This window comes from Bacteroides sp. AM32-11AC, assembly GCF_003603515.1.
In the GTDB taxonomy this organism is placed as follows: Bacteria; Bacteroidota; Bacteroidia; order Bacteroidales; family Bacteroidaceae; genus Bacteroides; species Bacteroides uniformis.
Genome location: NZ_QTNH01000002.1, coordinates 388,063 through 413,306 on the forward strand (window position 1 = coordinate 388,063; position 25,244 = coordinate 413,306).

Here is a 25,244-nt window from a genome sequence, read left to right on the forward strand (position 1 = left end):
TATGCGTGCCTATGCCCGCCGAAAGCAGTGCAAAGATAGCCAAAAACTAAATGGATATAAAAAGTTGCCTTGCATTTTACGTGAAAATTTTATTGGAGAACCGGGACGGTACGTATGGGCATAAAAAAAGGAGTACCGCTGTACTCCAACCTTTGTTAACCTTAAATCTAATACTATGAAAAACACATTGCAAAGGTACGGACTTTTTCGACATTTGCAAGAGTGACGGGGTATAAGGTGTGTATTTATAACACTTATTATGTTTTATACCTTTGTACTACATCTTTTTTAAAACTTGAGGCGTGTTGCTGAAACATAAATTTGCATCTGTTTTGCTTCCACACTTCCACCCACCTCCTGCATCTCCCTATCCATCGGCATTTACTCTGCGGTGGAAGCAACCTGAAAAGGTGGAAGCAAAATTTGCTTCCACCTGCCAAAAACGTCTGAGTTTTGCCGTAACTTATTATCCTCTACCATAATACCGCGCGTGGGTTACATAAATCGGTCGGTGTAGTTTTCCTGCATTTTCGAGCTTGCCCGACTATGAATAATGGAGTCTAATGTCTTTTAAGTTGCTGTACAATACATTTGTGCCTTGTGCGCAATAGGCGCGGGCTACGTACTTCATCTGTAAAAGCCTTGGAGTTAGTGACGCCTAACGGCCATGAACAACCCTGCTTATGGCCATGAAGCAATCGTTTGACGGTCATAAGCAGAGCTGTTCATGGCCGTTAGGCGTTATTAATTCCCTATGCAACAGTAGACATACTTACTTACGCAACTTCAATAATGCATTTATGAGGGTAAGATATTGGAATGTAGAATGATATATTGGAAATGATGAGGTGTTTTTTAAACGTTCGTTTAATAAACGTCTATTTTTAAGAAAATAAGTAGAGGCATAAAAGTTAAAAAGGAACAGAACTTTAAGATGTCAAATATTAGATATATACTACTGTTATTCAATATATTAAGATAAAATAGGAAACGCTTTGGAAATATTTTTATTAAACATTTTGTTACTTCAAAAAATACAGCTTATCTTTGCGTCCATTAAACGAACGTTTATTGGACACTTCTATGAGTCTAATATCTTCTTTAATAGCTTATTATTATTGCAAAAGTGTACAATACGGTTTGAGTGGGAAAATGTCTCGTTCAAACCGCGAAGCGCACCCGGAACTGAGCTGATTCATTCGAAAGAAAATTCCTAAGTGACTGAACAACAGAAATATTGGTTTGCAGCCCGCACCCGTGACAAGCAGGAATTCACAGTTCGGAAATCTCTGGACCGACTTAAATCGGAAGAACATTTGGACCTTGATTATTATCTTCCCACGCGTTTTGTCATTTCGCAATTGAAGTATCGCCGTAAGCGTAGCGAAGTTCCAGTAATCCGTAATCTGGTGTTTGTTCATTCCACCAAGCAGACAGCCTGCGATATATCCAACATCTATAATGTCCCCCTTTTTTATATGAAGGACCTTTCCACGCATTCCATGCTGGTGGTGCCGGATAAGCAAATGGAGGATTTTATGTTCGTGATGGATCTGAATCCTGACGGTGTCAGCCTTAATAGCGAAATTCTTACTGTTGGGCATAAAGTAAAAGTTATCAAAGGCGAACTCAGCGGTATTGAAGGTGAGGTTGCCATCGAAGCCAATAAAACATACGTCGTTATCCGTATTAAAGACCTTTTGACTGCAAGTGTCAAAGTCCCCAAATCCTATCTGAAAATAATCGGGTGACTTCTAAATAAGTATAATCTTATATTTTAATCATATATCATAATAATGAATGATTTAACTTCCCGTGCTCTTGAGCTTCAGCATGCAGCTCATGAGCTGATGTATCTTGGTATGGACGGTGAGCCGGTCTATTCCGACACTTTTTGCCGGTTGAATAAGGAAGTGCTTGTTAAGTCCGATTCTCTTTTTTCTGCTCAGAGTTCCGATGTTGAAGAGGAGGCGAATTTGTGTCTGGCTCTTTTGATGGGGTATAATGCTACCATTTATGATGATGGGGATAAGGAGCAAAAGAAACAAATGGTATTGAATCGGATTTGTCTTGTTTTGGAGCAGTTGCCTGCTTCTTTACTTAAAGTCCGACTACTGACTTATACATATGGGGAGGTTTATGAAGAGGTCTTGTTTCAAGAAGCCTATGCGATTATTGAAGGTTGGAACAAAGATAATTTGACTTCGGAACAAACTGTAATCATCGAAGAATTGAAAAATATCGAAGAAAATCCATATCCGTTTGAGGAAGTGGAATAGGATTTGGGTGTGATAAGGAAATCATAAAAAATAGATAACTTTTATTGATATGAAAGCATGTTTTATGGGGTTGGGTTATATTGGCCTGCCTACTGCGATTATTGCTGCTAAACACGGAATTCAGATTATCGGGGTTGATATTAATCCCAAAGTTGTAGAAATGACTAATCAGGGTAAGTTGCATATCATTGAACCAGGTATGCAGGAGCTTCTTCAAGAAGTCGTTACTATCGGTCAGTTGAAGGCTTCAACAACTCCAGAAGTGAGTGATGCCTATTTTATGGTGGTACCTACTCCTTTTAAGGGAAATCATGAGCCTGATATTTCTTACGTGGAAGCTGCTACCCGTGCCGTAATTCCTTTGTTGAAAGAGGGAGATTTGTATGTCATAGAATCTACATCACCGGTAGGTACTACTGATAAAATGTGTGATTTGATATTTGGATTACGTCCGGAATTGAGAGATAAAATTTATATTGCTTATTGTCCGGAGCGTGTTCTTCCTGGGAACGTCATTTATGAGTTAGTTCATAATGACCGGGTCATTGGCGGTCTGAATGAAGCTTCTACAGATAGGGCTATTGAGTTTTATAGTAAGTTTGTACAAGGAACGCTCCATCGCACTAATTGTAAAACGGCAGAAATGTGTAAACTGACAGAAAACTCCTCCCGTGATGTACAGATAGCTTTTGCCAATGAACTCTCTCTGATTTGTGATAAAGCAGGAATCAATGTCTGGGAATTGATTAACTTGGCGAACAAGCATCCCCGTGTGAATATCCTTCAACCTGGTTGTGGTGTTGGAGGACACTGTATAGCGGTTGATCCTTATTTCATTACGGCTGAATTTCCTATGGAATCTAAAATCATATCTACCGCTCGTGAAATCAATAACTATAAAGCATTCTGGTGTGCAGAGAAAGTGCGGAATGCTATGTTGAAGTTTGAATTGGAATATCATCGTAAACCTACTATTGCTATGATGGGGCTGGCTTTTAAACCCGATATTGATGATTTGCGTGAAGCTCCTGCCAAGTATATTACTACTAAAGTGATGCAAAGCTGTAATAATGCAGATATTTTAGTAGTGGAACCTAATGTGCAGGAACACAACGTATTTAAACTTACAGATTATAAAGAAGCCTATGAGAAGGCTGATATCGTCGTTTTTCTGGTTGCTCATTCTGTATTTAAATCTCTGCCATATAATGATCGGAAAGTAATTCTTGACTTTTGCGGAATTTACAAGAAATAATAAATACCTTATAGCATGAAGAAGATTATGTTGGTTTTCGGGACTCGTCCCGAAGCCATAAAGATGGCTCCTCTGGTGAAAGAATTTCAAAAATATCCGGAGGAGTTCAAGACAATCGTATGTGTTACCGGTCAGCATCGCGAAATGCTTGATCAGGTATTGCATATATTTGAAATCATTCCTGATTATGATTTGAATATTATGAAACCAGGACAGGATTTGTATGATGTGACAGCTCGTGTTTTGATAGGTATGCGTGATGTTTTGAAAGAGGTACAGCCAGATGTTGTTTTGGTTCATGGTGATACAACCACTTCTACGGCTTCGGCATTGGCTGCTTTTTATCAGCAGATTCCAGTGGGACATGTAGAGGCGGGACTTCGGACTCATAATATATATAGCCCTTGGCCGGAGGAGATGAATCGAGTGATAACAGGGCGTATTGCCAGTTATCATTTCTCTCCAACTCCTTTGAGTCGTCAGAATCTGTTGGATGAAGGTGTAAAGGAATCAGCTATAATAGTGACAGGTAATACAGTAATAGATGCACTTTACATGGTTGTAGATAAGATAAAGAGTGATAAGAGGTTTGATGAAGAGCTGAAAGGCATTTTGAAAACTGCCGGTTATGACATCAACCGCTTGTTAGATGGAAAAAAATTAGTCTTGATAACAGGTCATCGTCGTGAAAATTTCGGTGACGGATTTGTTTCTATGTGTCGGGCTATTCAGACTCTTACAAAGAAATATCCAAATGTTGATTTTGTCTATCCGATGCATTTAAATCCCAATGTTCGTAAACCAATTCATGAGGTATTTGGCAAAGATTTATCCAATTTAGGGAATATGTTCTTCATAGAGGCTTTAGAGTATCTTTCTTTTGTTTATCTGATGGAGAAATCCGCTATAGTTTTGACAGATAGCGGTGGTATTCAGGAAGAAGCTCCCGGACTTGGGAAGCCAGTACTTGTGATGCGTGATACGACAGAGCGTCCAGAGGCGCTGGAAGCTGGAACTGTGAAATTAGTAGGAACAAATTATGATAAGATTATAGGTGAAGTTGCTGTTTTGTTGGATGATGAAGCATGTTATGAAAGAATGAGTAAGGCGGTGAATCCTTACGGGGATGGGCTGGCGTGTAGTAGAATTGTGTATACGTTGAAATAATGTGAGTAATGCCACTTTTGAAAGATACTTTAAATGCGACATTGTGGTCAGTATTGGCTGAAATTATTGCAAAAATAATTAGCCCTGCTGTTTTCTTAATACTTACTCATATACTGTCACCATCGGATTTTGGAGTTGTTTCAGTTGCTACAACAATTTTAGGACTCATTTATGTTGTGAGTGATATGGGGACAAGTAAAGTTCTTATTCAAGCAGAAGATGATGAGGGTAATATCCAAAAATTATATGATGCTGCTTTTTATCTAAATATATTTGTTGGCATTATATTATTTTTGGTGGTTTTTCTTTTTTCAAAAGAACTCGCATCATTTTATTCTCAGCCTCAATCAGACTCTGTGATAAAAGTCATGTCTGTACAAATATTGTTGTACTCATTGTGTTCTGTTCAAAATGCCATTAGAAAAAGAAATTTAGATTTTAGATTTTTATTTTATATAAGACTTATAACAATATGTTCTCCATTATTGATAGCATTGCCTATCGCTTTTTCAGGTGGTGGCTATTGGGCCATAGTTTTAAGTACTATTGCAGGTTCTTTATTAAATACTGTGGTATTATGGGTTAAAAGTAAATGGAAACCGATATTATACATTAATTGGCATATGATTTATCGTGTTATAGGTAAATCAATATGGAATACGATAGAGCAAATATGTGTTTGGATACCAGTATGCTTTGATACTTTTTTGATATCAAAGTTTTTATCTGTAAATGATTTAGGCTTATATACTACTTCCAAAACCTTGTTTAATACTGCAATCGGATTGTTATTTACTCCTATATTACCTGTGTTATTCAGTGCTTTCTCACGTTACCAGAATAGTGGAAAGCTGTTAAGAGAGGCACTTTTATTTAGTCAAAAGGTTGTATTTTTATTGGGAGCAAGTCTTGGATTATTTGTATATATATTTAATAGTTATATATCAGATTGCTTCTTTTCTAACACATGGAGTGAAATATCATCAATTTTAGGTATTATGTTTCTGATTATGGGACTTGAGTCTTTTTATTCTGCTTTTATCGAGGGGGTTAGGTCTAAGGGATATTTTAAAGAAATTGCGGTTAATACAAGTGTAAGTATTTTGGTGGCAATACCGTTTTTATTGCTTTCTGTTAAATATGGTTTATTTTATTATGTTGTTGTTAGGAGTTTAGCTTTATATATACATTATCCCGGTATTTTTTATCTACTTGATAAAAAAATAGGAATTTCATTTAAGCAATCTGTTTACAATGTTCGTTTCATTTTAATTTCTATAATAATAATGTTACTCTTAAATTATTGTTTGGAGGGGCTTGGTGTTGAATCACGGTTTGGACTTTTTCTATTGAAATTATTTTCTACTGTTTCAGTTTTATTGATTTTCTTATTTGTGGAACGTAAATTCTTGAAGCAAATATTGTCATTGGTAATGAAGAGATAATTTTATGAATGTTTTATTTGTATTAAGAAGTTTCCCATCCTGTGGTGGTGTGCAATCTATTACAAAGATAATAGCGGAATCTTTGTTAGATAGAGGATTAAACGTTACTGTATTATCTTGTATTCAGACATTAAATGAATATGATAATTTGAATTCGTTTCGTTTTCATCATTTATCATTACCATCTTCTGTTTTGATGAGTGATATTAATATTCAATATTTCCATACGATATTGGAAGATGATAAAGTTGATATCATCATTAATCAGGGGGTATATCGCGATGTTACAACATTTTTGTATGTTGCATTAAGGCATAAGAAAAAATATAAGGTACTGTCTGTTATACACAGTGATCCTTTGGGTGAAATTAAGGATTTGAAATATCAGATATCCCAAAAAGGTTTCAAACCATTAATAAAACGTACTTTTTTATCATTGTATAAACAAAGGATTAAGAGCATTTATATTAATAGACTAAAAGCTGCAGAAGCATTTTCTTCTGCATTTGTATTACTCTCTGCATCGCATATTAATGATTTTAAGGCACTTTGTCCCAAAATAGTGAAGCCCATTTATGTTATACCCAACTGTGTAAATTTTGAAGATATAAATATAGATGATGAGTTCCTTGCTAACAAAGAAAAGAAAATTGTCTATGTTGGAAGAATTGTTGAGTCCCATAAACATGTTAGTCGGTTGTTGTATATATGGGATAAAATATGGTATAAACATGCTGATTGGCGGCTAGAATTGATAGGAGATGGGGATGATTTAACATATAATATGGACATTGCTGAGAAATTGCATTTGCAGAATATTTCATTTATAGGGAGGAGAAAAAATGTTGTACCTTACCTCATAAAAGCTAGTATTGTATGTCTCGTTTCAGAATCAGAAGGATTAAGTATGTCATTGTTAGAAGGAATGTATTTCGGTGCAATACCTATTGCTTATGCAAGTTTTTCGTCAATCAATGATTTTATTATTAATAATGTTAATGGGTTTTCTATAACTCCTTATAAACAGGAAGAGTACATATCAAAACTTGAGATGTTGATGATGGATGTTGATTTACGGATTAAGTTGGCAAAGGAAGCAAAAAAAATGACAAAATCTTTTTCCCTTGAGAGTGTAACAGATAAATGGATAGATTTATTCTCAACTTTATGATTTTATATAAAATAAAAAGTTTTTTCATTAAACTATATTGGTTTTTGGCTCATCTTATAGTTGATAGATTACTATTCATTATAGATTATGTTTTTTTCTTTAGGCTGAAGAAAACAAATTTCTTGCCTCTTGATCTTACCTCTCAAAAAGTTTTAGTGATTGCTGCACATAGTGATGATGAGATATTAGGATTAGGAGGAACTCTTTTAAAGCATAGTACATTGAATCATGATATTACTATATTGTATGTAACAGATGGATGTAAAAGTTTCAATCCATCTGTTACTCGTCAAGAAATGGTTGCTATGAGAAGACATGAAGCTCTTAACTTGTCAAATTATTTTTCTAAAATAAAAACAATTTTTCTAAATAAAATAAGCTTTGAATTTACTGTTTCTGAAAGTCTTATATCTGAAATAGCTCATGCTATCCAAAACTCCAATCCTGATATAATTTATGTATTATCTCCTATAGATGTTAATATAGACCATACCAATGCAGCCTTGGCATCATTTGCAGCTATCCAAAATATTCATTATAGAGGTCGAATGTGTTTATATGAAGTACAAACGCCTTTGACTTATTTATATGCTAATAGATATATTGATATTACTGATTTTATTGAAAATAAGAAAAATATATTATTGAGCTATAAATCCCAAAGTGTTATGTTTAATTCGTTCATTAAGATTATTTGTTATAATAAACTTGCTGCTATTCATTTACCTAATACTAATGCTGCTGAATTTGTGAGAGAATTGTCAGAAGAGGATATATTGCAATTAATCAGAAGATCTAATTCTATCAATAAGGATAAAATTCTAATTATGAGAGCAAAACGATTTCTGCGAACTAGTTACAAGTCAATGGAGAAATTCTTTTTAGATTGATTTATGAAATTGTTTCGGATTAATATAATTTCTTTTCGCAATTGGATAATGCACTTATTTCTATGTTTGCTCATTATTTTCGATTTGAGGACTTATTTGGTGACTGGAAGTGGAATATCAATCATAACATCGGGATTAATATTCTTTTATCTTGTGTGTTATTTGTATTTATGTGTGTTATATCCTAAAATTTATATTAGATTCTTCGATGTAATAGTATTTTTGTTTTTATGTATATATGGTGCTAGAGTTTATGTAAATATATATATAGATGGTATTTATAATACAATTTTTGAGAATAATATAACATACATAGTGTATTTCTTTCTGCTTGCAGCTCTTCCTTATCAAGCATGTAGGCGCATTCCTTTTTCCAAGATACATATAGAAACTCTTCTTGTAATATTATTTGTGTTTTATTTTTTAGCTTTAATTTATTCGTTTTCTAATGTAATGACTTCTATTGCGATGAAAACTTATGTTGGCAATGAGGGGCGGTTTGAGGCTAACGCTATGCTAGATACGATTGGCTATGGACATTTAGGACTGACACTGGTTCTCATTTCATTTTCTCTTCTTATTTGTCATCATAAAAAACTGATTATTGGTATATTGGGAGGATTAGGAATATTATGTGGGGCATTGTCTATTATCCTTGCTAATTCAAGAAGTCCAATGTTGGCTTTATTAGTATGCTTAATAATTATCTTCAGTAATCGTATTAGTTTCAGACTATTATTGCTTATTTCTATTTTAGTTTCTTTGTTTGTTATCTATATTGATGAAATTAATATCTTTTTTCAAGAGGTTTTTAAAAGTCAATTTATAGATCGCTTTCTTACAATTTTTAAAGGGGATGGAAATGGTATGTCTGGAAGAAATATTTACTATAACCAAGGTTGGGCAATCTTTTCTGATAATCCCTTATTAGGACAATCTTTTTTGCTCACTTCAGGTGATATAAAGGGGGATTATGTTCATAATTCTTTTTTGGAAAGCTTAATGGCAGGGGGACTTTTGGGAGGAATACTATATATAATAATGACTCTTTGGGGAGTGACTTGTTCTTATAAGCTAATTAATAATCGCAGTAGATATATATTTTTTGCACTCTTTTTTATTCAGATGTTGACTTATTCATTGTTTTCACGTTCATTCATAGCATTACCATTGTATTGGGTTTCTTTGTCATCTGTATTTTCAATTTATCAATTAGAATATGGAAAATCTTAGAATTGTAATTGTAACAGCTTACTATTATCCATTAAACGTACCAAGGGCTTTTCGTGCAACGGAATTGGCTCATGAATTTGCTAGAAGAGGACATCAAGTAACGGTTATAAATGCAATAACAGTATTAAACTCCGATGGGGTATTGTTGTCTATAGATAAAACACCTAATGTTAAACTGATAAATTTGCATGCCTTTAAATGGTGTATTGATAGTTCCAAAAAAGTACAATACAGTAATAGTGGATTCTTTTCAAATATTAAACAATATCTCGGGAAGTTTTTGTTTTATATTTCTACCAATAAATGGTTTTATTTGTACCTAAAAGTTAAGAATTTATTGACTTTTGAACAAAAATACGACTTATTAATCTCAATAGGTCTTCCTTTTGCCATTCATTGGGCAGTAGCACATAAAATTGCAGGTCGGAATATTGCCGATTGTTATGTTGCAGATTATGGTGATCCTTTTTCTAAATTTAATATTGCAACTAAAGTTGCTCCCTATTTCCAGTTCATAGAAAAAAAATGTATAAATCGATTTGATTTTATTTCTATTCCAACAGATATAGCAATCAACTCCTATAGGTGGTTGAAGGATGATGATCATATAAAAGTTATACCTCAAGGATTCAATTTTAACGGAATTAAATTATCGACATATACGCCAAATTCTGTACCTACATTTGCTTTTGCTGGCTTATTCTATTCTGATATTCGGAATCCTCAAATATTTTTAGATTTTTTGTCTGACTTTACTTTGGATTTTCGTTTTGTTATTTATACAAATATTAATGTTCAAGATAGTATGAAGTGTCTTAGACCCTATATTGATAAATTGGATGGACGTATGTTGATAATTGATTCTATACCACGTGATAAATTGATTTTGGAACTCAGTAAAATGGATTTTCTGATAAATGTGAAAAATTCCTCAAATAATCAAAGCCCAAGTAAATTAATAGATTACACCTTAGCAAATCGTCCTATTTTTTCTTTTTCATCAAAACTTTATGATTCTGAACGTTTTTTGAGATTCTATAATGGAATATATGATAATTTAGACTCTATAGATTTATCGCAATTCAATATTGTCAATGTGGCAAATCAGTTTTTGAATTTATACTATATAAATCAATAAGTTATTTATGCTATATATTGAAGCATCCCAAATTAATTCTAATGGTGGGATAGTGTTATTGGATTTGTTATTGCGAAGAATTAAAGAAAGAAATATAGATGCAATAATTTATATAGGTTATGGGCATGTTTTGAATAGACTTAAATATTTAGAATCTAAAAATATCAGACTTGTGAGAACTTCTCTATTCAAGACTTTTGTCAGATACGTTAGTCGTAGAAATAAGGTTCTTTTTTTGTGTAACTTGCCTCCATTTCGCCGTAATCTTTCTTCAATCATCTATATCCATAATCTTTTTTTTGCAGAAAGACCTAAATGGACAAATATAGATAGTACCATTGGGTTAAATTTGCGAAAATATTTATATTATATTTTATTAAAATTGTTCATGCGAAAAGTTGATATAGTAGCTTGTCAAACTTCGGAAATGGCAATACGGTTGAAAAATACATTTGGAATATCTCCTTTAGTGCTTCCTTTTTTTGAAGATATAAAGAGAAAAGTTGCTGAAAAGAAATATGATTTTTTTTATCCAGGATCAAGTGCTACTCATAAAAATAACAATGTGTTGTTAGATGCGATTGAAAAGGCGTCTCGGCATGCCCATTTTACCATCGCACTAACTATAGGATGTAAAAATACCATTTTACAAAATCGTATAAAGCAAATAAATCAAAGTGCGGGATATGAAATAATACATAATCTCGGAACAATTAGTCACGATGTGGTTTTAGAGGTTTTCTCGCAATCCCGGGCTTTATTATTCCCTTCATTAAAAGAATCGTTTGGACTACCCTTAGTAGAGGCACTCCAACAAGGAATTACAGTAATTGCTTCAAACTTGCCTTATACTTTTGAAGTGGTACATAATCCTATAACTTTCTATCCTTATGATTCTTCTGATATATCGGACTGTATGTTACATTTTTTAAATGGAGAATATATAGATATAGATCAAAGGCTTATGGTGTCTAATAAAATTGATAGGCTTATTGATTTATTGATTGGAAAATTAAGTTAAATATAATATGATACTATTAGTTTCGCTTTTTGGGAGTATTAATACAAATAATTCACGCATATCTAATATATTCCACTACACATCAAATCTAGCAATAAATGTTGTAACCTCTGACTTTAATCATGGAAGTAAAAGATATAAAGAATGTATAGATAATATCAATAATCATTATCTTCATGTTCCTGCATATAAAAAGAATATTTCTATTGAGCGTATATATAGTCATATTGTTTTCGCTTATAGATTAAAAAAGTTTTTGAGTTCACTTCAGGAAATTCCAACGGCCATTTATTGTGCCATGCCAACTTCAACTGCTGCTTATGTTTGTGGAAAATATTGCAAGAAACATGGTGTGAAGTTTGTGATAGATGTAATTGACTTATGGCCTGATTCTTTAATGCCAATTGTGGTTGGAATAAAAAATAGGCTTTTGAATCTTTTTATTTTCCCTTGGAAGTATATTACGATACAATCATATAAGATGGCAGATGTGATATTAGGAGAGTCAAAACAATATGCTAACGAAGCTGCTTTTTATAATCATAGGGCTCCTATATATCCTTTATATTTAGGAGTCGATAAGAAGGAAGTGAAGAAACTTGTAGCTGAAAGTAAACTTACTCTAAATAAGCCAAATGAAGAGAGATGGATTGGTTATGCTGGTAGCTTAGGTACGAGTTATGATTTTGAATCATTGATAAAAGGGGTGGCTGTTCTTAATGGAAAATATCAATATAAACTTTTTTTTATAGGAGATGGAGTATGCCGTGCTAAAATAGAAAATCTTATAAGTCAATATTCAGTAAATGCAGAGATTACGGGATTTATGGAATATGGAGACTTGTTGAAATACTTAGCTAATTGCGATATTGCGGTGAATATTTTTCGTGATAAGACGAAAGTTGTTCATAGTTATAAATTCAATGATTATGTAGCAACAAATTGTTTTATTTTAAATTCTTTGCCAGGAGAAACAGCTGATATGATTGACCGATATAAGGTTGGACTCAATTTTGATTTTAAGGACAATACTTTTGATAAGGTGCTTCTACAGTGTTTGGAATTTTGGGATGATTATAGGGAGTGGAAGTTGAATAATGAGAGATTGGTGGATGAACTCCTTGATAAGGAAGCTATATATTCTCAAATAGGAACTATTTTATCAAAATAAATGTTATGTATAAATGTTTCTTTAAACGGTTGATTGATTTCATCATAGCTTTGTGTACACTAGCTTTTATTTGGCCCATTTTATTACTTATTACTATTTGGTTATATTTTGCCAATAAAGGTGCAGGAGCATTCTTTACTCAGGAGCGTCCTGGAAAGGATGGAAAAATATTCCGTGTGATAAAGTTTAAAAGTATGACGGATGAGCGGGATGCAGAAGGCAAATTATTGCCGGATGCTAAACGATTGACTCATGTGGGTAAATTTGTTCGTGCCACTAGTATTGATGAGCTTCCGCAATTAATTAATGTTTTGAAAGGGGATATGGCATTGATTGGTCCAAGACCTTTATTACCGGAATATCTGCCTCTCTATTCAAAAGAGCAGGCTCGTCGTCATGAAGTGCGTCCGGGGATTACTGGCTGGGCGCAGGTAAATGGACGAAATTTTCTCCCTTTTAGTAAAAGATTTGAATTGGATGTATGGTATGTGGATCATTGCTCATTTATGCTTGATTTAAAGATTGTATGTCTATCAATTCATAGAGTCTTATTTAGGAAAGATATCTCTATTGGGAATCATGTTGCTAAAGATTCTGACGATTTAGGTTTTACTAAATATATAAAACAATGAAGAAACTTGTTATAATTGGCGCAGGTGGAATGGGACGTTCAGTCTATTGTATTGCTTTGGGGTGTATTGGTTACGATGAAAATTTTATTATTAAAGGTTTTATAGATGATAATTTAAATTCATTGGATGGATTCAGTAATTATCCTCCCATAATATCTTCAATTGATGATTATGTGATTGAAAAAGATGATGTGTTTGTATGTTCAATTGGTAATTCATCTTTGAAACGTATTTTATGTGAGAAAATTAAAAGTAAAGGTGGACAATTCTTTTCATTAATTCATCGTACTGCCATAATTCGTCAAAATGCAATGATAGATACTGGATGTATTATTGCTGATTATGCCTCAATAGGAGCAGATGCTAGAATTGGATGTAATTCATTAGTTCAATCATATGCTATAGTAGCTCATGATTGTATAATAGGTGATTATGTGAGAATTGATACTCATTGTGTATGTGTAGGAGGAGTGATAGTTGAAACTGGGGCTATGGTGCATACGGGTGCTATTCTTAGTCACAATGTTGTTGTTGAGGAAAATGCACACGTGGGTGCTGCAAGTTTTGTTATAAGGAGAGTTAAGGCAGGGACTACGGTTTTTGGTAGTCCTGCAAAATGTTTAAAATAGAAGTATTATGAATGCATTTATTTTTCCAGGACAAGGCTGTCAAAAAGAGGGTATGGGGAAAGATTTATACACTCTTTCTCCCAAAGCAAAGGAAATATTTGAGAGAGCGAATGACTATCTTGGACGTAAAATTACAGATGTGATGTTTAATGGTTCCGAATTAGAACTAATGGAGACAAAAAACACTCAACCATCTGTATTTTTGTATGAAGTAGCACTGGCATTATGTCAAGAAGAAATAAAACCAGATGTTGTGGCAGGTCATTCTTTGGGTGAATTTGCAGCGTTAGTTGTAAATGGTTGTCTATCTTTTGAAGATGGTCTTAATTTAGTGTTAAATAGAGCTCTTATTGCGCAGAAAGTATGCGAAAAGTATGAAACGGCAATGGGAGCAATTATTGGATTTTCTGATGAATATATCGAAAAGAGACTACAAGAAATATCAGAGGAAGCTAATGAACCTATTTATTTTGCCAACTATAATGGACCTGGTCAGGTTGTAATTACAGGGAGTCGTCAAGGTGTAAAAATAGCATTAAAAACTTTTCGTAATGAGGGTGCTAGAAAAGCGGTATTGTTGCCTATCGGAGGTTCGTTCCATTCTCCATTTATGGAAGAAGCAAGGATTGAGTTAGGAGGGATTATTGAAGATACAGAGTTTAGAACCCCTTCTATTCCAATATATCAATGCGTTGATGCGAAGCCTCATATTAATCCTCGTGAAATAAAGGATAATCTTATTCAACATATCACTCATCCAGTGCTGTGGACACAAATGGTTCACAATATGGTTGGAAATGGAGTGTCTGATTTTTATGAGGTTGGTACAGATGATACGCTTGAAAAAATTGTGGCAAGAATGTATCCTGATAAGCATGTTCAATCACTATTGGATATTAGTGCTTATAAAGGTAAGGTGAAGAATTATAAAACTATAAAATAATGATTTCGGTTATTAACATTTAAACAAATTTGATTATGACATTAGAAGAATTTATTAAATTATTTGCTGCAGAATTTGATAATACTGCAGAAGATGTATTTACGGCTAAAACAAATTATAAATCATTGGATGAGTGGAGTTCATTAGTTGCATTGTCAATTATTTCTATGGTTGACGAAGAGTTTGACAAAAGATTGACCGGGGCTGACTTGAGAAGTATGGATACAATCGAAGATTTGTATAATCTTATTTTGACGAAATAAATATGTCATTCTTAAATATAAAGAATGTGAAAGTGAGAGGGATCGCGGCATGTGTTCCTTCTCGCATAGAAGAAAATCGTGATTATACTAGACTTTCTCATGAAGAAATAGAGAAATATATACAGACCACAGGGGTTGAAAGGAGACACTGTGCTATACATGATGGGTCAATATGCACCTCTGATTTATGCCAGAAAGCAGCAGAAAAATTAATTGATGAATTAGGTTGGTCTAAATCTGATATTGGGCTTTTGTTGTTTGTTTCTCATACTACTGATTATCGTTTACCAGCGACAGCTTGTGTTTTACAAGATAAGATGGGAATAACTAAAGATTGTTTGGCTTTTGATATAACATTGGGTTGTTCCGGATATCTTTTAGGTATGGGAACTGCCGGCAGTCTACTTCAGAATGGTACTATTAAAAAAGCTTTAGTTATGGTTGGTAATACTCAATCTGAATACGCAAGTTATGAAGATCGAAGTATGTATCTTCTATTGGGGGATGCTGGTACTGTTACAGCTTTAGAATATAGTGAGGAGGACTATGATGAAATGAATTTCAATTATTTAACAGATGGTTCGGGCAGAGCTTCTGTTATTGTTCCTGATGGTGGAAGTCGAAATCCTGTTAATGATAAATCTTTTATTTTGGAAGATTACGGTGATGGGATTAAGAGGACTAGATTACAAGAGAAAATGGATGGTGCAGAGGTCTTTTCATTCGCAATTCATTATGTACCTAAAAATTTTAAAGATTTATGTGAGCGAATTAATCTTGATAAAGAGGCTGTAGATTATATGTTAATTCATCAAGCAAATAAATTTTTGTGTGAAAAATTGAGAAAAAAAATAGGTTTTCCCCCGGAAAAGTGTCCATATAATATCCAAGAATTCGGTAATACGAGTGGAGCAACAATTCCTCTGTTGATGGTGACAAATCTAAAGAAAGAATTAGAATCTAGACCCTTAACTCTTTGTATGACTACTATTGGAGTTGGATTTTCTTTGGGGTCAGGCTGTATTAAGACAAATAAAATTGTTTGTCCAGATTTGTTGTATCTATAATTGGGGGATGTTATGTATAATCCATTTTCTCTTGAGCACAAAAAGATATTGGTGACAGGTGCTTCTTCTGGCATTGGAAGGGGGATATCTATTGATACATCTAAAATGGGAGCAAGTTTAATAGTCACTGCTCGTAATGAGGAGAGATTAAAGGATACTATGTCTTTTTTGGAAGGGAAAGACCATAGTTACGTCATCGCAGATTTATCTTTTGAAGATGATATTAATCGAATAGTTGATTCCTTGCCGGTTATAGATGGTATTGTATTGAGTGCAGGGATGATTAAAACAATGCCGGTGAAAAATATTTCCAGTAAAGCCATAGACGAAATATTTGATGTTAATATCATTTCTAATATTAAACTATTGAGTAAGTTGCTTAAACGGAAAAAACTTGCTCATTCGGCTTCAATTGTTTTAATCTCTTCGGTTTCGACTTTTAATGTTAAAGTTGGTAATTCACTTTACTCAAGTACTAAAGGCGCAATGAATTCTTTTGCTAAGGCTATGGCTTTAGAAGTTGCAAAATTAAAAATACGAGTGAATTGTATTCAACCTGGTTTTATTCCTTCTAATATTCTTAATAAGAGTGGTATAGAAGAAGACAGTATGCTTCGCTGGTATGCAGAAAGACATCCGCTTGGTTTTGGCACGCCTACTGATATAGCAAATGCTTGTATTTATTTGTTGTCTGATGCTGCCCAATGGGTGACAGGTAGTATTTTCACAATAGATGGAGGATATACTTTACAGTAAATATGAATGTTAGGCGTTTTATAAATTTTCCAGTCTCTTCTAATTCATATTTAGTCAGTAATGAAGGTTTTAAGGAATGTGTTATAATAGATCCTGGATCTAAAGATGTTACAGAGCTAATATCTTTTTTAGATGAGAATGAATTGAGGCTCATAGGTATTATTTTGACACATGAACATTTTGATCATGTATGGGGAGCTAATGTGTTGAGAGGAAGATATAATGCTCAAATAGCTTGTTCGAAGAGATGTTTGCAAAAGATTTCTATACCTCAGAATTACTTTAATTTATTGTACTACAATGATAGTTCATCATTTCAAATAGATTCTGTTGATATTATAACAGATTATACATCTCATGTAAATTGGGTTGGATTGAATTTTAATTTTATTAATACTCCAGGACATTCTAGTAGTTCGATTTGTATTTCGGTGAATAATGCATTATTTACTGGTGATACAGTAATGAAAGGTTTTCAGCCTATTTTAAAAAAAAGGCATGAGGCTTCTATCGAAGAACTAAGAAATAGTGTGAACTTGATTTTCTGTTTATTTCCACTTGATACAACTGTATATCCGGGACATGGAGATTCTTTTTTATTAGGCGAAGTTGAAGAATTTTATAAGAGTGTTTGATGCCTTATGGATTTTTAGTAGTCGTATGAGTGTAGCCTGATTTTTACACTGATTTGTATAAATGTAGTGTTTCTATATATTGAATAAGAAAAATATTTTATTATTTTGAAGATGATGTTGAGGCTATTATTTATACGCCATTGGAAGAGTATGTGTAAAAACCTTGATTTTTTGCTAATTCCACATTATGTAAAAAGAGATATATCTTCATAATATTCATTGTACTTCTTTGAAAAGAATTCATTTATAATTTTATGGATAAGAGAATATATCTTTGCCTCGCTCACATGAGCGGCAAGGAGATGGGCTTCATACAGGAAGCCTTCGATACCAACTGGGTAGTACCCCTCGGTCCTAATGTGAATGCCTTCGAGCAGGATTTGGAACGCTTCGTGGGACAGGATAAAAAGGTAGTGGCCTTGAGTGCAGGTACAGCAGCGGTACACCTGGCCCTGCTCGCTTGCGGAGTTGGTCAGGGTGACGAAGTGATAGTACAAAGCTTTACCTTTTGTGCCTCTTCCCATCCGGTGACCTACCTCGGTGCTACTCCGGTATTCGTGGATTCTGAGGCTGATACATGGAACATGGACCCGGTTCTTCTGGAGCAGGCTATCAGGGACCGTATCGACAAGACCGGCCGAAAGCCCAAAGCGATTGTTCCGGTGGCTTTGTATGGGATGCCCTACAAGATAGACCAAATCATGTCGGTGGCAGATAAATATGATATTCCGGTCATAGAAGATGCCGCCGAAGGCTTTGGAAGCAAGTTTGACGGGCAAGTTCTTGGAACTTTTGGCAAATATGGTGTGCTTTCTTTCAATGGCAACAAGATGATAACCACCAGCGGTGGCGGTGCTTTGATTTGCCCTGATGAAGAGTCCAAACGTGAGATAATGTTCTATGCTACCCAGGCCCGTGAGTCCTATCCCTACTACCAGCATGAGCGTATAGGCTATAATTATAGGATGAGTAACATTTGTGCAGGTATCGGTCGCGGCCAGATGACGGTGGTGGATGAGCACATAGCGCACCATAAGTATCTGTGCGGTCTGTATCGTGAGCTGTTGGCTGATGTGGAGGGAATCACGCTTCATGAGAATCCTTCCGGACGCTACGACAGCAATTATTGGCTGAACACGGTACTACTTGACGGGAATCTGCATGTGAGAGGTGAGGAGGATGCCTACCGTGAGACAGTAAAAGGCGCCGTAGGTGGTGCCGCCGGTGTTACGCATGAGTCAGTGAGTGCCCATACTTCTTGTGAGCCTAACCGTAATGTAGAGGCCATGCGTGTTTGCTTGGATAAAGCCGGTATCGAGAGCCGTCCCTTATGGAAGCCCATGCATCTCCAGCCGGTTTATGCGGCTAATCCTGCCTATGTGAATGGTGTCAGTGAGGACTTGTTCAAGCGTGGTCTTTGCTTGCCGAGTGGTCCTTATGTGACGGATGAGGATGTGAGATACATAGTGAATGAAATGAAGAAGAGTATACTATGAAACTACATAGTATCAATTTTTTATGAACTAATTTCAGAAAACAGCTTCAGTGGGGCTGTTTTCTTTGTTTATAGGCATATTTGAGATGGTTACCGAGAAGTCTTCCCTGACTTCGGGGGATGTCCATAATGTGATCCTCTGTGATAGAGAGTCATAGTTGTGTGTTGCCACTCTTACTTGAATAACCGTTCTTTGGTGGTGAATAATAACCAATAAACGTTTATCAATTATGGCAGTAGTAGCTTATTTAAGAGTAAGTACAGAAAAACAGTTTTTAGAGAATCAGCGCGAGGAAATTATACGCTTCGCGGAGAAGAATGGGTTGAGTATCGACAGATGGTACATGGAGACGGTCAGCGGAAAAGTGAGTAGCAAAGAGCGTAAACTGGCGGGCTTGTTGGACCGGATGAAACCGGGAGACTCCTTGATTATAACGGAGATTTCACGGCTTAGCCGGACACTGCTGGAGATAATGACCATTCTTAACTCCTGTATCAAAAGGGGAGTGGTGCTGTACAGTACCAAAGAGGGGTATGTGTTCCAGAATGACATCAACAGCAAAGTGCTGGGTTTTGCTTTTGGACTGATGGCCGAGATAGAGCGTAATCTGATTTCCATGCGCACCAAAGAAGCACTGGAACGACGGAGGAAGGAGGGAAAACATCTGGGCAGGAAGAAAGGGGACACACCCAAAATGAAGATACTCTATGCGAATAAGAGGAAACTTGTGAGGGAGCACCAAAGAGGAGAGTCGTGTGCCGAGCTTGCCCGACAGATGGGAGTGTCACGGACTACGATGTTCCGTTTTCTGAGACGTTATTGAGCAATTCGGCTAAACGAAGGTGTCAAAGGTGGGATTCCTTTTGACACGCTTCGTGTGGGCTACTTATTCGGCTGATACTTCTTTCTTTTCCTTCCACTCTTTCCCGCGCTTGTGCAGGTTTTTCAGCTCGAATGACAGCATGATACGGAAGAAGCCTATAATCAGGAATGCAAACGAAATCATGTACACGGCGTAAAGGGCACCTACTGCCGGTTGCCACAAGATGATGAGCGAGCAGATGACGGCAAGAATACCGAAAGCAACATACCATCCCCAGTCTCTTGTCCCGTATCTTTTGAGGTCCATGGCATAGCCTACGGATGAGAAGCCGCGGAACATCAGCCAGAAGGCAATGATGAATGGAATGACTTCCATGCTGAGCATCGGGTAGGCTATCAGGTAGAATCCCAGAATCATGTCGATGATGCCTCCAGCCAGATACCATCCCCAACTGGATACCCTTCTACGGTTACTTACTGCAAAGGATATTTCCAGCAGACCGCTGAACAACATGGAGACGCTGAACAGAATGCTCAATACCGCATACCCGCTGAGAGGGGAGAACATCAGGCTTATAGCCACTATTACATAAAGAATACCAAGAATGAGTGAAATCCACCAATTCTTTACTTCCTGCTGAAGTTCGTCAAAAATAGTTTTCATGTGAATTTAATTTTTTAAGTGATTATCATTAATTCGTCCGTAGAATAACAGTTTATCCGGAAAAAAGTTTCGGGTGAACTTTTTCTGTATGTAATTTGTTATGTATACATATAATTTGATAAAACTATGGCTACAACAAAATTTAAAGGACAACCGGTAAAGGTTATCGGTGAATTTATAAAGGTGGGCTCTGTTGCCCCCGATTTCGAATTGGTAAAAACAGATTTGTCTTCATTCTCTTTGAAGGAACTGAACGGGAAGAATGTTATTTTGAATATTTTCCCCAGCCTTGACACTGGTGTGTGCGCTACTTCTGTACGTAAGTTCAACAAACTGGCTACCGGCCTGCCCGATACCGTGGTGTTGGCAATCTCCAAGGATTTGCCTTTTGCACATGCACGTTTCTGTACAACGGAGGGTATTGAGAATGTGATTCCTTTGTCTGATTTCCGTTTTTCCGATTTTGATGAAAACTACGGGGTACGCATGGCCGACGGACCGCTTGCAGGTCTATTGGCGCGTTCGGTAGTGGTTATCGGCAAAGATGGTAAGATTGCCTATACGGAATTGGTACCTGAAATTACACAAGAGCCTGACTATGATAAAGCTATTGCAGCTGTAAAGTAGAAAGTTTGGATTTGGGATAAGCAATAAAAAGCGGTGGACAGAATTTATCATGCTGTCCACCGCTTTTTTATTATCATGCCGTTTTTTTTATTTCTTCTTCATGCCTTTATAGATGAAGAATGCCACGATGAGTACGCCGATGCCGATAAATACATAACCTATCTCATGGCTGTATTCCGTTACTTTGGCAAGCAGCTGTTCCTCGTTCTCGATGCCGGGTACTGTGGACAAGTAATAGCCGATAAAAGCCAGGATGGAATTCCAAAGGCCTGCACCCAAGGTGGTGTACAGCAAGAAAGTTCCCAGCTTCATGCGTGCCAGACCGGCAGGGATGGATATCAACTGGCGTACGGCAGGTATCAGGCGGCCGACAAAGGTTGATACGGCTCCATGCTTGTCAAAATATTCTTCCGCATGCTGCACTTTGGCTTCGTCGATGAGGCACATGTGCCCGAAACGGCTGTTGGCAAACTTGTAAATGATGGGGCGTCCCAGCCATTTTGCCAGATAGTAGTTTATCAAGGCTCCGATATTTGCCCCTATGGTTGCAAACAATACCACCAGATATATATTCATGTTGTCATTGTTGGCGGCTTTCCAAGCGGCAGGAGGGACTACAACTTCCGAAGGGAAGGGGATAAACGAACTTTCAATGGCCATCAATAAAGTGATGGTCCAGTAATTGAGGTGGTCGAGACACCATTGGATAAAGGCTACTGATTCCATTTGCTAGATTAGTGGTATATAATTACTGTTATTGTAATGCATTGAAAATATTCTTCATCACTAGGGCCAGCTCTTCCTGGTTATCTTCTTGTAGTATCTGTTGCAATTTGTCCAACTCTTCCAGCCTGAACGGATGTTCGCACAGCTGGTTGTACTTCATGAAGTTCTCCTTGTCTTTGAGCAGCATATACAGAGAGGTCAGCCTTTCGTTGATACCTTCAAAGTCCGGCTCCATCTCTTTGACATGTTCAAAGGCCAGCTTGGCATAGCTCAGTTGTCCTATTTCCATGCTACACATGCCTATTTCGTGCCAGGTATCCGCATAGGGGGCATACTCTAAGGCTTTGGCCCATCTCTTCACACCTTTCTCATACTCACCTTCTTCCATGTAGATGCGTCCCTCAATCAGGTACGGGTCTATCTCTTCGGGTGCCAGGTCGTATGCTTTTTTACAATACTGGTGTGCTTTGCGTTTCTTTCCCATCTTGTGCAGGCATAGGGCTGCATTGGCATAAAGAGAAGGCAAGGCGAAGTCATGGCTGTCTTCGGCCGTTATGGCTTTTTCCAGATAGTCGTATCCTTCTTTCCACTCTCCTTTGGAGGTTTTGTTCAGGCCGATGAAGGTGTTGATGAAACCGTGGGAGACGAGATGGAACTTTTCGGCTTGCAGGTAGTTCTCCATGGCACTTTCCTCATTTCCCAATTGGAAGAAGGAATGTCCTTTCATCAGGTAGGCATCGGCAAACTCGTCATCGGCCACCGTGGCATAGTCGCATGCTTCGATTGCTTTGTCGAACATCTGCTGGTCAAAGTAGCAACGGGCCAGTCCAAACCAGTAAGGAGCCGAATACGGATTCTTGTCAATCAGCTTATTGAAGAAGAAGGTGGCTTTTTCAAACAGTCCCTGGGCATAGTAACAATCGCCGGTGACGGCAAGGTAGGCTTCTTCTTCGGCATATTTTTCGAGTCCGCGCGTCAGCCATGTCAATGCTTTTTCCGGGAATCCCATGTCGATGTACATATAGGATACATCAACGATATTGGCCAGGTCGTCCTTATCGTCTATGCTGTCGAGTATCGCTTCCGCTTCTTCTTCTTTGCCTTCGCCCAACAGTAGGTTGGCTTTCAGCACTTTCACTTCGGAAGATTCTTCGGCAATCCGTTCCAATATATCTTTGGCTTGCTCTTTATGCTGGGTGTCGAGGAACAAGTATGCCTGTTCCACCAGCAGAGCCGTATTATCCGGATGTATTCCCAAGCCATACTCTACGACCTCGGTAGCCATGGCATATTTATGATGCACGGCATACCAGTCTGCGAGGTCGGCTAAGTCGTCTGCGTCCAGATAGATGGTTCTGTTCTCTGCTTTGGCAGCTTCATATTGTTCTGCCATTTCTTGCAGTTCTTTGTCTCTTCCGGACAGCAGGTTTTTTTTACTCATATTCTTATTTATTGATTTTACCCCAAACGTCTTTCAGACCTACAGTACGGTTGAATACCATTTTTTCTGGCGTAGAATCTTTGTCAACATTAAAATAACCGATACGTTGGAACTGCAGGTAGGAGAGGGGCTGCATGCCGGCAGCGTACTTCTCGATGTAGCAGCAGGGCAGCACATTCAGGGAGTCGGGGTTGATCATTTCTTTCATGGCTGTCAGTGCGTCGCAGTTCTTCGCTTCGCGGATGGCGGCAAGCTCATCGCGCGGGTTCTCCACTTTCCACAGACGGTCGTAGAGACGTACTTCTGCTTCGAGGCAGTGGGCACAACTTACCCAATGGATGGTGCCTTTCACCTTACGGTTGGCTCCGGGCAGACCGCTCTTGGTATCAGGGTCATATTCGCAATATACTTCGGTGATTTCACCGGCGTCGTTCTTCTTGCAGCCGGTACACTTCACGATGTACGCGTTCTTCAGACGTACCTCTTGTCCCAGTGTCATGCGGAAGTATTTCTTTGGGGCATCTTCCATGAAGTCGTCGCGCTCCATCCAGAGTTCGCGGCTGAATTCGATGACGTGGTTGCCTTCTTCGGGATGCTCGGGGTTGTTGACGGCTTCCATCTCTTCCACTTGCCCTTCGGGATAGTTAGTGATGATAAGCTTCACCGGATTCAGTACGGCAGATACGCGGGTGGCGCGGTCGTTCAAGTCCTCGCGCACGGCGCTTTCCAGCAGGGCGAATTCATTGAGCGCATCGTAGGTTGTATATCCTATTTTGTCGATGAACTTATGAATGGACTCCGGAGAGTATCCCCTACGGCGGAAACCGCAGATAGTCGGCATACGGGGGTCGTCCCAACCGTTTACCAAGCCTTCCTTGACTAGAGTCAGCAGGTTGCGCTTGCTCATCAGCGTATAGCTGAGGTTCAGTTTGTTGAACTCATACTGATGGGGGCGGTTATCGTCGAGGTCTTTGCCTTCCTTCACCCAGTCCACGAAGAGATCGTAGAGTGGACGGTGGGGCACAAACTCCAGTGTGCAGAGCGAGTGTGTCACGCCTTCGAAGAAGTCGCTTTGCCCGTGGGCGAAGTCGTACATCGGATAAGCCTTCCAAGTGGTGCCCGTGCGATGGTGCGGATGCTTCACTACACGGTAGATGATAGGGTCGCGGAAGTGCATGTTGGGGCTTGCCATGTCTATCTTGGCGCGGAGCACCATGGCACCTTCCTCAATCTCGCCGCTGTTCATTTTCTGGAACAAGTCCAGTGTTTCTTCGATAGGACGGTTGCGGTAGGGACTTTCCACACCGGGCTGGGTGGGAGTTCCTTTCTGGGCGGCAATCTGCTCGGAAGTCTGTTCGTCGATGTATGCTTTGCCCTCTTTGATGAGGCGGATAGCGAAGTCCCACAATTGCTGGAAATAGTCGGAAGCGTAATATTCGTTACCCCATTTGTAGCCCAGCCATTGGATGTCTTCCTTAATGGCCTCTACGTATTCCACATCTTCTTTGGTGGGATTGGTGTCATCGAAACGCAGGTTGCAGACACCGCCGTGTGCGGCGGCAATACCGAAATCAAGGCAGATGGCCTTGGCGTGTCCGATGTGGAGGTAACCGTTTGGTTCGGGCGGGAAGCGTGTCTGTACTTTTCCCCCGTTTTTACCCTCTTTCAAATCGTTTTCTACTATTTGCTCAATGAAGTTCAAGCTCTTTTTTTCGCTTGTTTCTTCGCTCTTTATTTCTGCCATAATGTTACTATTTTCGTATCGTGGGGACA

25 protein-coding genes are annotated in these 25,244 nt (G+C 37.5%); 21 read left to right on the plus strand and 4 right to left on the minus strand.

The features are described 5' to 3' along the window. Nucleotides 1-1,217 precede the first annotated feature (1,217 nt). From DW800_RS03635 to DW800_RS03730, 20 genes are all read left to right on the plus strand, one after another. On the plus strand, nucleotides 1,218-1,751 hold the full coding sequence (locus tag DW800_RS03635; RefSeq protein ID WP_119957817.1) for a UpxY family transcription antiterminator: 534 nt from the start codon (nucleotides 1,218-1,220) through the stop codon (nucleotides 1,749-1,751). Nucleotides 1,752-1,796: 45 nt separating this feature from the next. After that, nucleotides 1,797-2,279, plus strand: coding sequence for a UpxZ family transcription anti-terminator antagonist (locus DW800_RS03640; protein WP_117713876.1), 483 nt, complete (start codon nucleotides 1,797-1,799; stop codon nucleotides 2,277-2,279). Nucleotides 2,280-2,328: 49 nt separating this feature from the next. Beyond that, complete coding sequence (gene wecC, locus DW800_RS03645) at nucleotides 2,329-3,534, plus strand: UDP-N-acetyl-D-mannosamine dehydrogenase (protein ID WP_117713877.1); 1,206 nt, start codon at nucleotides 2,329-2,331, stop codon at nucleotides 3,532-3,534. A gap of 15 nt (nucleotides 3,535-3,549) precedes the next feature. Beyond that, nucleotides 3,550-4,701, plus strand: coding sequence for a non-hydrolyzing UDP-N-acetylglucosamine 2-epimerase (gene wecB / locus DW800_RS03650; protein ID WP_087333027.1), 1,152 nt, complete (start codon nucleotides 3,550-3,552; stop codon nucleotides 4,699-4,701). A gap of 8 nt (nucleotides 4,702-4,709) precedes the next feature. Next, on the plus strand, nucleotides 4,710-6,146 hold the full coding sequence (locus DW800_RS03655; protein WP_087333028.1) for a lipopolysaccharide biosynthesis protein: 1,437 nt from the start codon (nucleotides 4,710-4,712) through the stop codon (nucleotides 6,144-6,146). 4 nt (nucleotides 6,147-6,150) lie between these two features. Beyond that, nucleotides 6,151-7,317: a glycosyltransferase gene (locus DW800_RS03660; RefSeq protein ID WP_087333029.1), complete on the plus strand. Its 1,167-nt coding sequence runs from the start codon at nucleotides 6,151-6,153 to the stop codon at nucleotides 7,315-7,317. Further along, the gene (locus DW800_RS03665; RefSeq protein ID WP_087333030.1) at nucleotides 7,290-8,207 is read left to right on the plus strand and encodes a PIG-L deacetylase family protein; all 918 of its coding nucleotides are present in this window, start codon (nucleotides 7,290-7,292) and stop codon (nucleotides 8,205-8,207) included. The genes DW800_RS03660 and DW800_RS03665 overlap by 28 nt, the downstream gene beginning before the upstream one ends. A gap of 468 nt (nucleotides 8,208-8,675) precedes the next feature. Further along, nucleotides 8,676-9,440: an O-antigen ligase family protein gene (locus DW800_RS19590; protein ID WP_162612932.1), complete on the plus strand. Its 765-nt coding sequence runs from the start codon at nucleotides 8,676-8,678 to the stop codon at nucleotides 9,438-9,440. Continuing rightward, on the plus strand, nucleotides 9,427-10,578 hold the full coding sequence (locus DW800_RS03675; protein ID WP_087333032.1) for a hypothetical protein: 1,152 nt from the start codon (nucleotides 9,427-9,429) through the stop codon (nucleotides 10,576-10,578). The genes DW800_RS19590 and DW800_RS03675 overlap by 14 nt, the downstream gene beginning before the upstream one ends. 7 nt (nucleotides 10,579-10,585) lie before the next feature. Continuing rightward, the gene (locus DW800_RS03680; RefSeq protein WP_087333033.1) at nucleotides 10,586-11,599 is read left to right on the plus strand and encodes a glycosyltransferase; all 1,014 of its coding nucleotides are present in this window, start codon (nucleotides 10,586-10,588) and stop codon (nucleotides 11,597-11,599) included. Nucleotides 11,600-11,606: 7 nt separating this feature from the next. Then, nucleotides 11,607-12,770 carry a glycosyltransferase gene (locus DW800_RS03685; RefSeq protein WP_119957818.1) on the plus strand — a complete coding sequence of 388 codons (1,164 nt, stop codon included), beginning with the start codon at nucleotides 11,607-11,609 and terminating at the stop codon, nucleotides 12,768-12,770. 5 nt (nucleotides 12,771-12,775) lie between these two features. After that, a complete protein-coding gene (locus DW800_RS03690; protein WP_117713880.1) occupies nucleotides 12,776-13,402 on the plus strand; it encodes a sugar transferase in 627 nt (208 codons plus the stop codon). Further along, nucleotides 13,399-14,031, plus strand: a complete 633-nt coding sequence (locus DW800_RS03695; protein WP_117713881.1) for a NeuD/PglB/VioB family sugar acetyltransferase — start codon at nucleotides 13,399-13,401, stop codon at nucleotides 14,029-14,031. The genes DW800_RS03690 and DW800_RS03695 overlap by 4 nt, the downstream gene beginning before the upstream one ends. Nucleotides 14,032-14,038: 7 nt before the next feature. After that, nucleotides 14,039-14,974: an ACP S-malonyltransferase gene (gene fabD, locus DW800_RS03700; protein ID WP_117713882.1), complete on the plus strand. Its 936-nt coding sequence runs from the start codon at nucleotides 14,039-14,041 to the stop codon at nucleotides 14,972-14,974. 35 nt (nucleotides 14,975-15,009) lie between these two features. Beyond that, nucleotides 15,010-15,237 carry an acyl carrier protein gene (locus DW800_RS03705; protein WP_117713883.1) on the plus strand — a complete coding sequence of 76 codons (228 nt, stop codon included), beginning with the start codon at nucleotides 15,010-15,012 and terminating at the stop codon, nucleotides 15,235-15,237. A gap of 2 nt (nucleotides 15,238-15,239) precedes the next feature. Further along, on the plus strand, nucleotides 15,240-16,304 hold the full coding sequence (locus tag DW800_RS03710; RefSeq protein ID WP_117713884.1) for a 3-oxoacyl-ACP synthase III family protein: 1,065 nt from the start codon (nucleotides 15,240-15,242) through the stop codon (nucleotides 16,302-16,304). 12 nt (nucleotides 16,305-16,316) lie between these two features. Next, nucleotides 16,317-17,060: an SDR family NAD(P)-dependent oxidoreductase gene (locus DW800_RS03715; protein WP_117713885.1), complete on the plus strand. Its 744-nt coding sequence runs from the start codon at nucleotides 16,317-16,319 to the stop codon at nucleotides 17,058-17,060. A gap of 2 nt (nucleotides 17,061-17,062) precedes the next feature. Further along, the gene (locus DW800_RS03720) at nucleotides 17,063-17,695 is read left to right on the plus strand and encodes an MBL fold metallo-hydrolase (RefSeq protein WP_119957819.1); all 633 of its coding nucleotides are present in this window, start codon (nucleotides 17,063-17,065) and stop codon (nucleotides 17,693-17,695) included. A 254-nt stretch (nucleotides 17,696-17,949) separates the two neighbouring features. Next, nucleotides 17,950-19,191: a DegT/DnrJ/EryC1/StrS family aminotransferase gene (locus DW800_RS03725; protein WP_119957820.1), complete on the plus strand. Its 1,242-nt coding sequence runs from the start codon at nucleotides 17,950-17,952 to the stop codon at nucleotides 19,189-19,191. A gap of 229 nt (nucleotides 19,192-19,420) precedes the next feature. Beyond that, a complete protein-coding gene (locus tag DW800_RS03730; protein WP_005831322.1) occupies nucleotides 19,421-20,014 on the plus strand; it encodes a master DNA invertase Mpi family serine-type recombinase in 594 nt (197 codons plus the stop codon). 63 nt (nucleotides 20,015-20,077) lie between these two features. On the opposite strand, the gene DW800_RS03735 is transcribed toward DW800_RS03730, so the two are convergent. Beyond that, nucleotides 20,078-20,677, minus strand: a complete 600-nt coding sequence (locus DW800_RS03735) for an HdeD family acid-resistance protein (RefSeq protein WP_005831320.1) — start codon at nucleotides 20,675-20,677, stop codon at nucleotides 20,078-20,080. Between the two features lie 126 nt (nucleotides 20,678-20,803). Between DW800_RS03735 and tpx the strand changes: the two genes are divergently transcribed. Then, nucleotides 20,804-21,304 (plus strand): thiol peroxidase, encoded by a 501-nt coding sequence (gene tpx / locus DW800_RS03740; protein WP_117878497.1) that lies wholly within the window; start codon nucleotides 20,804-20,806, stop codon nucleotides 21,302-21,304. An 87-nt stretch (nucleotides 21,305-21,391) separates the two neighbouring features. On the opposite strand, the gene DW800_RS03745 is transcribed toward tpx, so the two are convergent. Genes DW800_RS03745 through DW800_RS03755 form a run of 3 tightly spaced genes read right to left on the minus strand, consistent with a single transcriptional unit; the run spans nucleotide 21,392 to nucleotide 25,215 of the window. After that, nucleotides 21,392-22,030: a DedA family protein gene (locus DW800_RS03745; protein WP_005831315.1), complete on the minus strand. Its 639-nt coding sequence runs from the start codon at nucleotides 22,028-22,030 to the stop codon at nucleotides 21,392-21,394. 28 nt (nucleotides 22,031-22,058) lie between these two features. Beyond that, complete coding sequence (locus DW800_RS03750) at nucleotides 22,059-23,471, minus strand: tetratricopeptide repeat protein (protein ID WP_005831314.1); 1,413 nt, start codon at nucleotides 23,469-23,471, stop codon at nucleotides 22,059-22,061. 4 nt (nucleotides 23,472-23,475) lie between these two features. After that, nucleotides 23,476-25,215 (minus strand): glutamine--tRNA ligase/YqeY domain fusion protein, encoded by a 1,740-nt coding sequence (locus tag DW800_RS03755; RefSeq protein WP_119957821.1) that lies wholly within the window; start codon nucleotides 25,213-25,215, stop codon nucleotides 23,476-23,478. Between the last annotated feature and the right edge of the window lie 29 nt (nucleotides 25,216-25,244).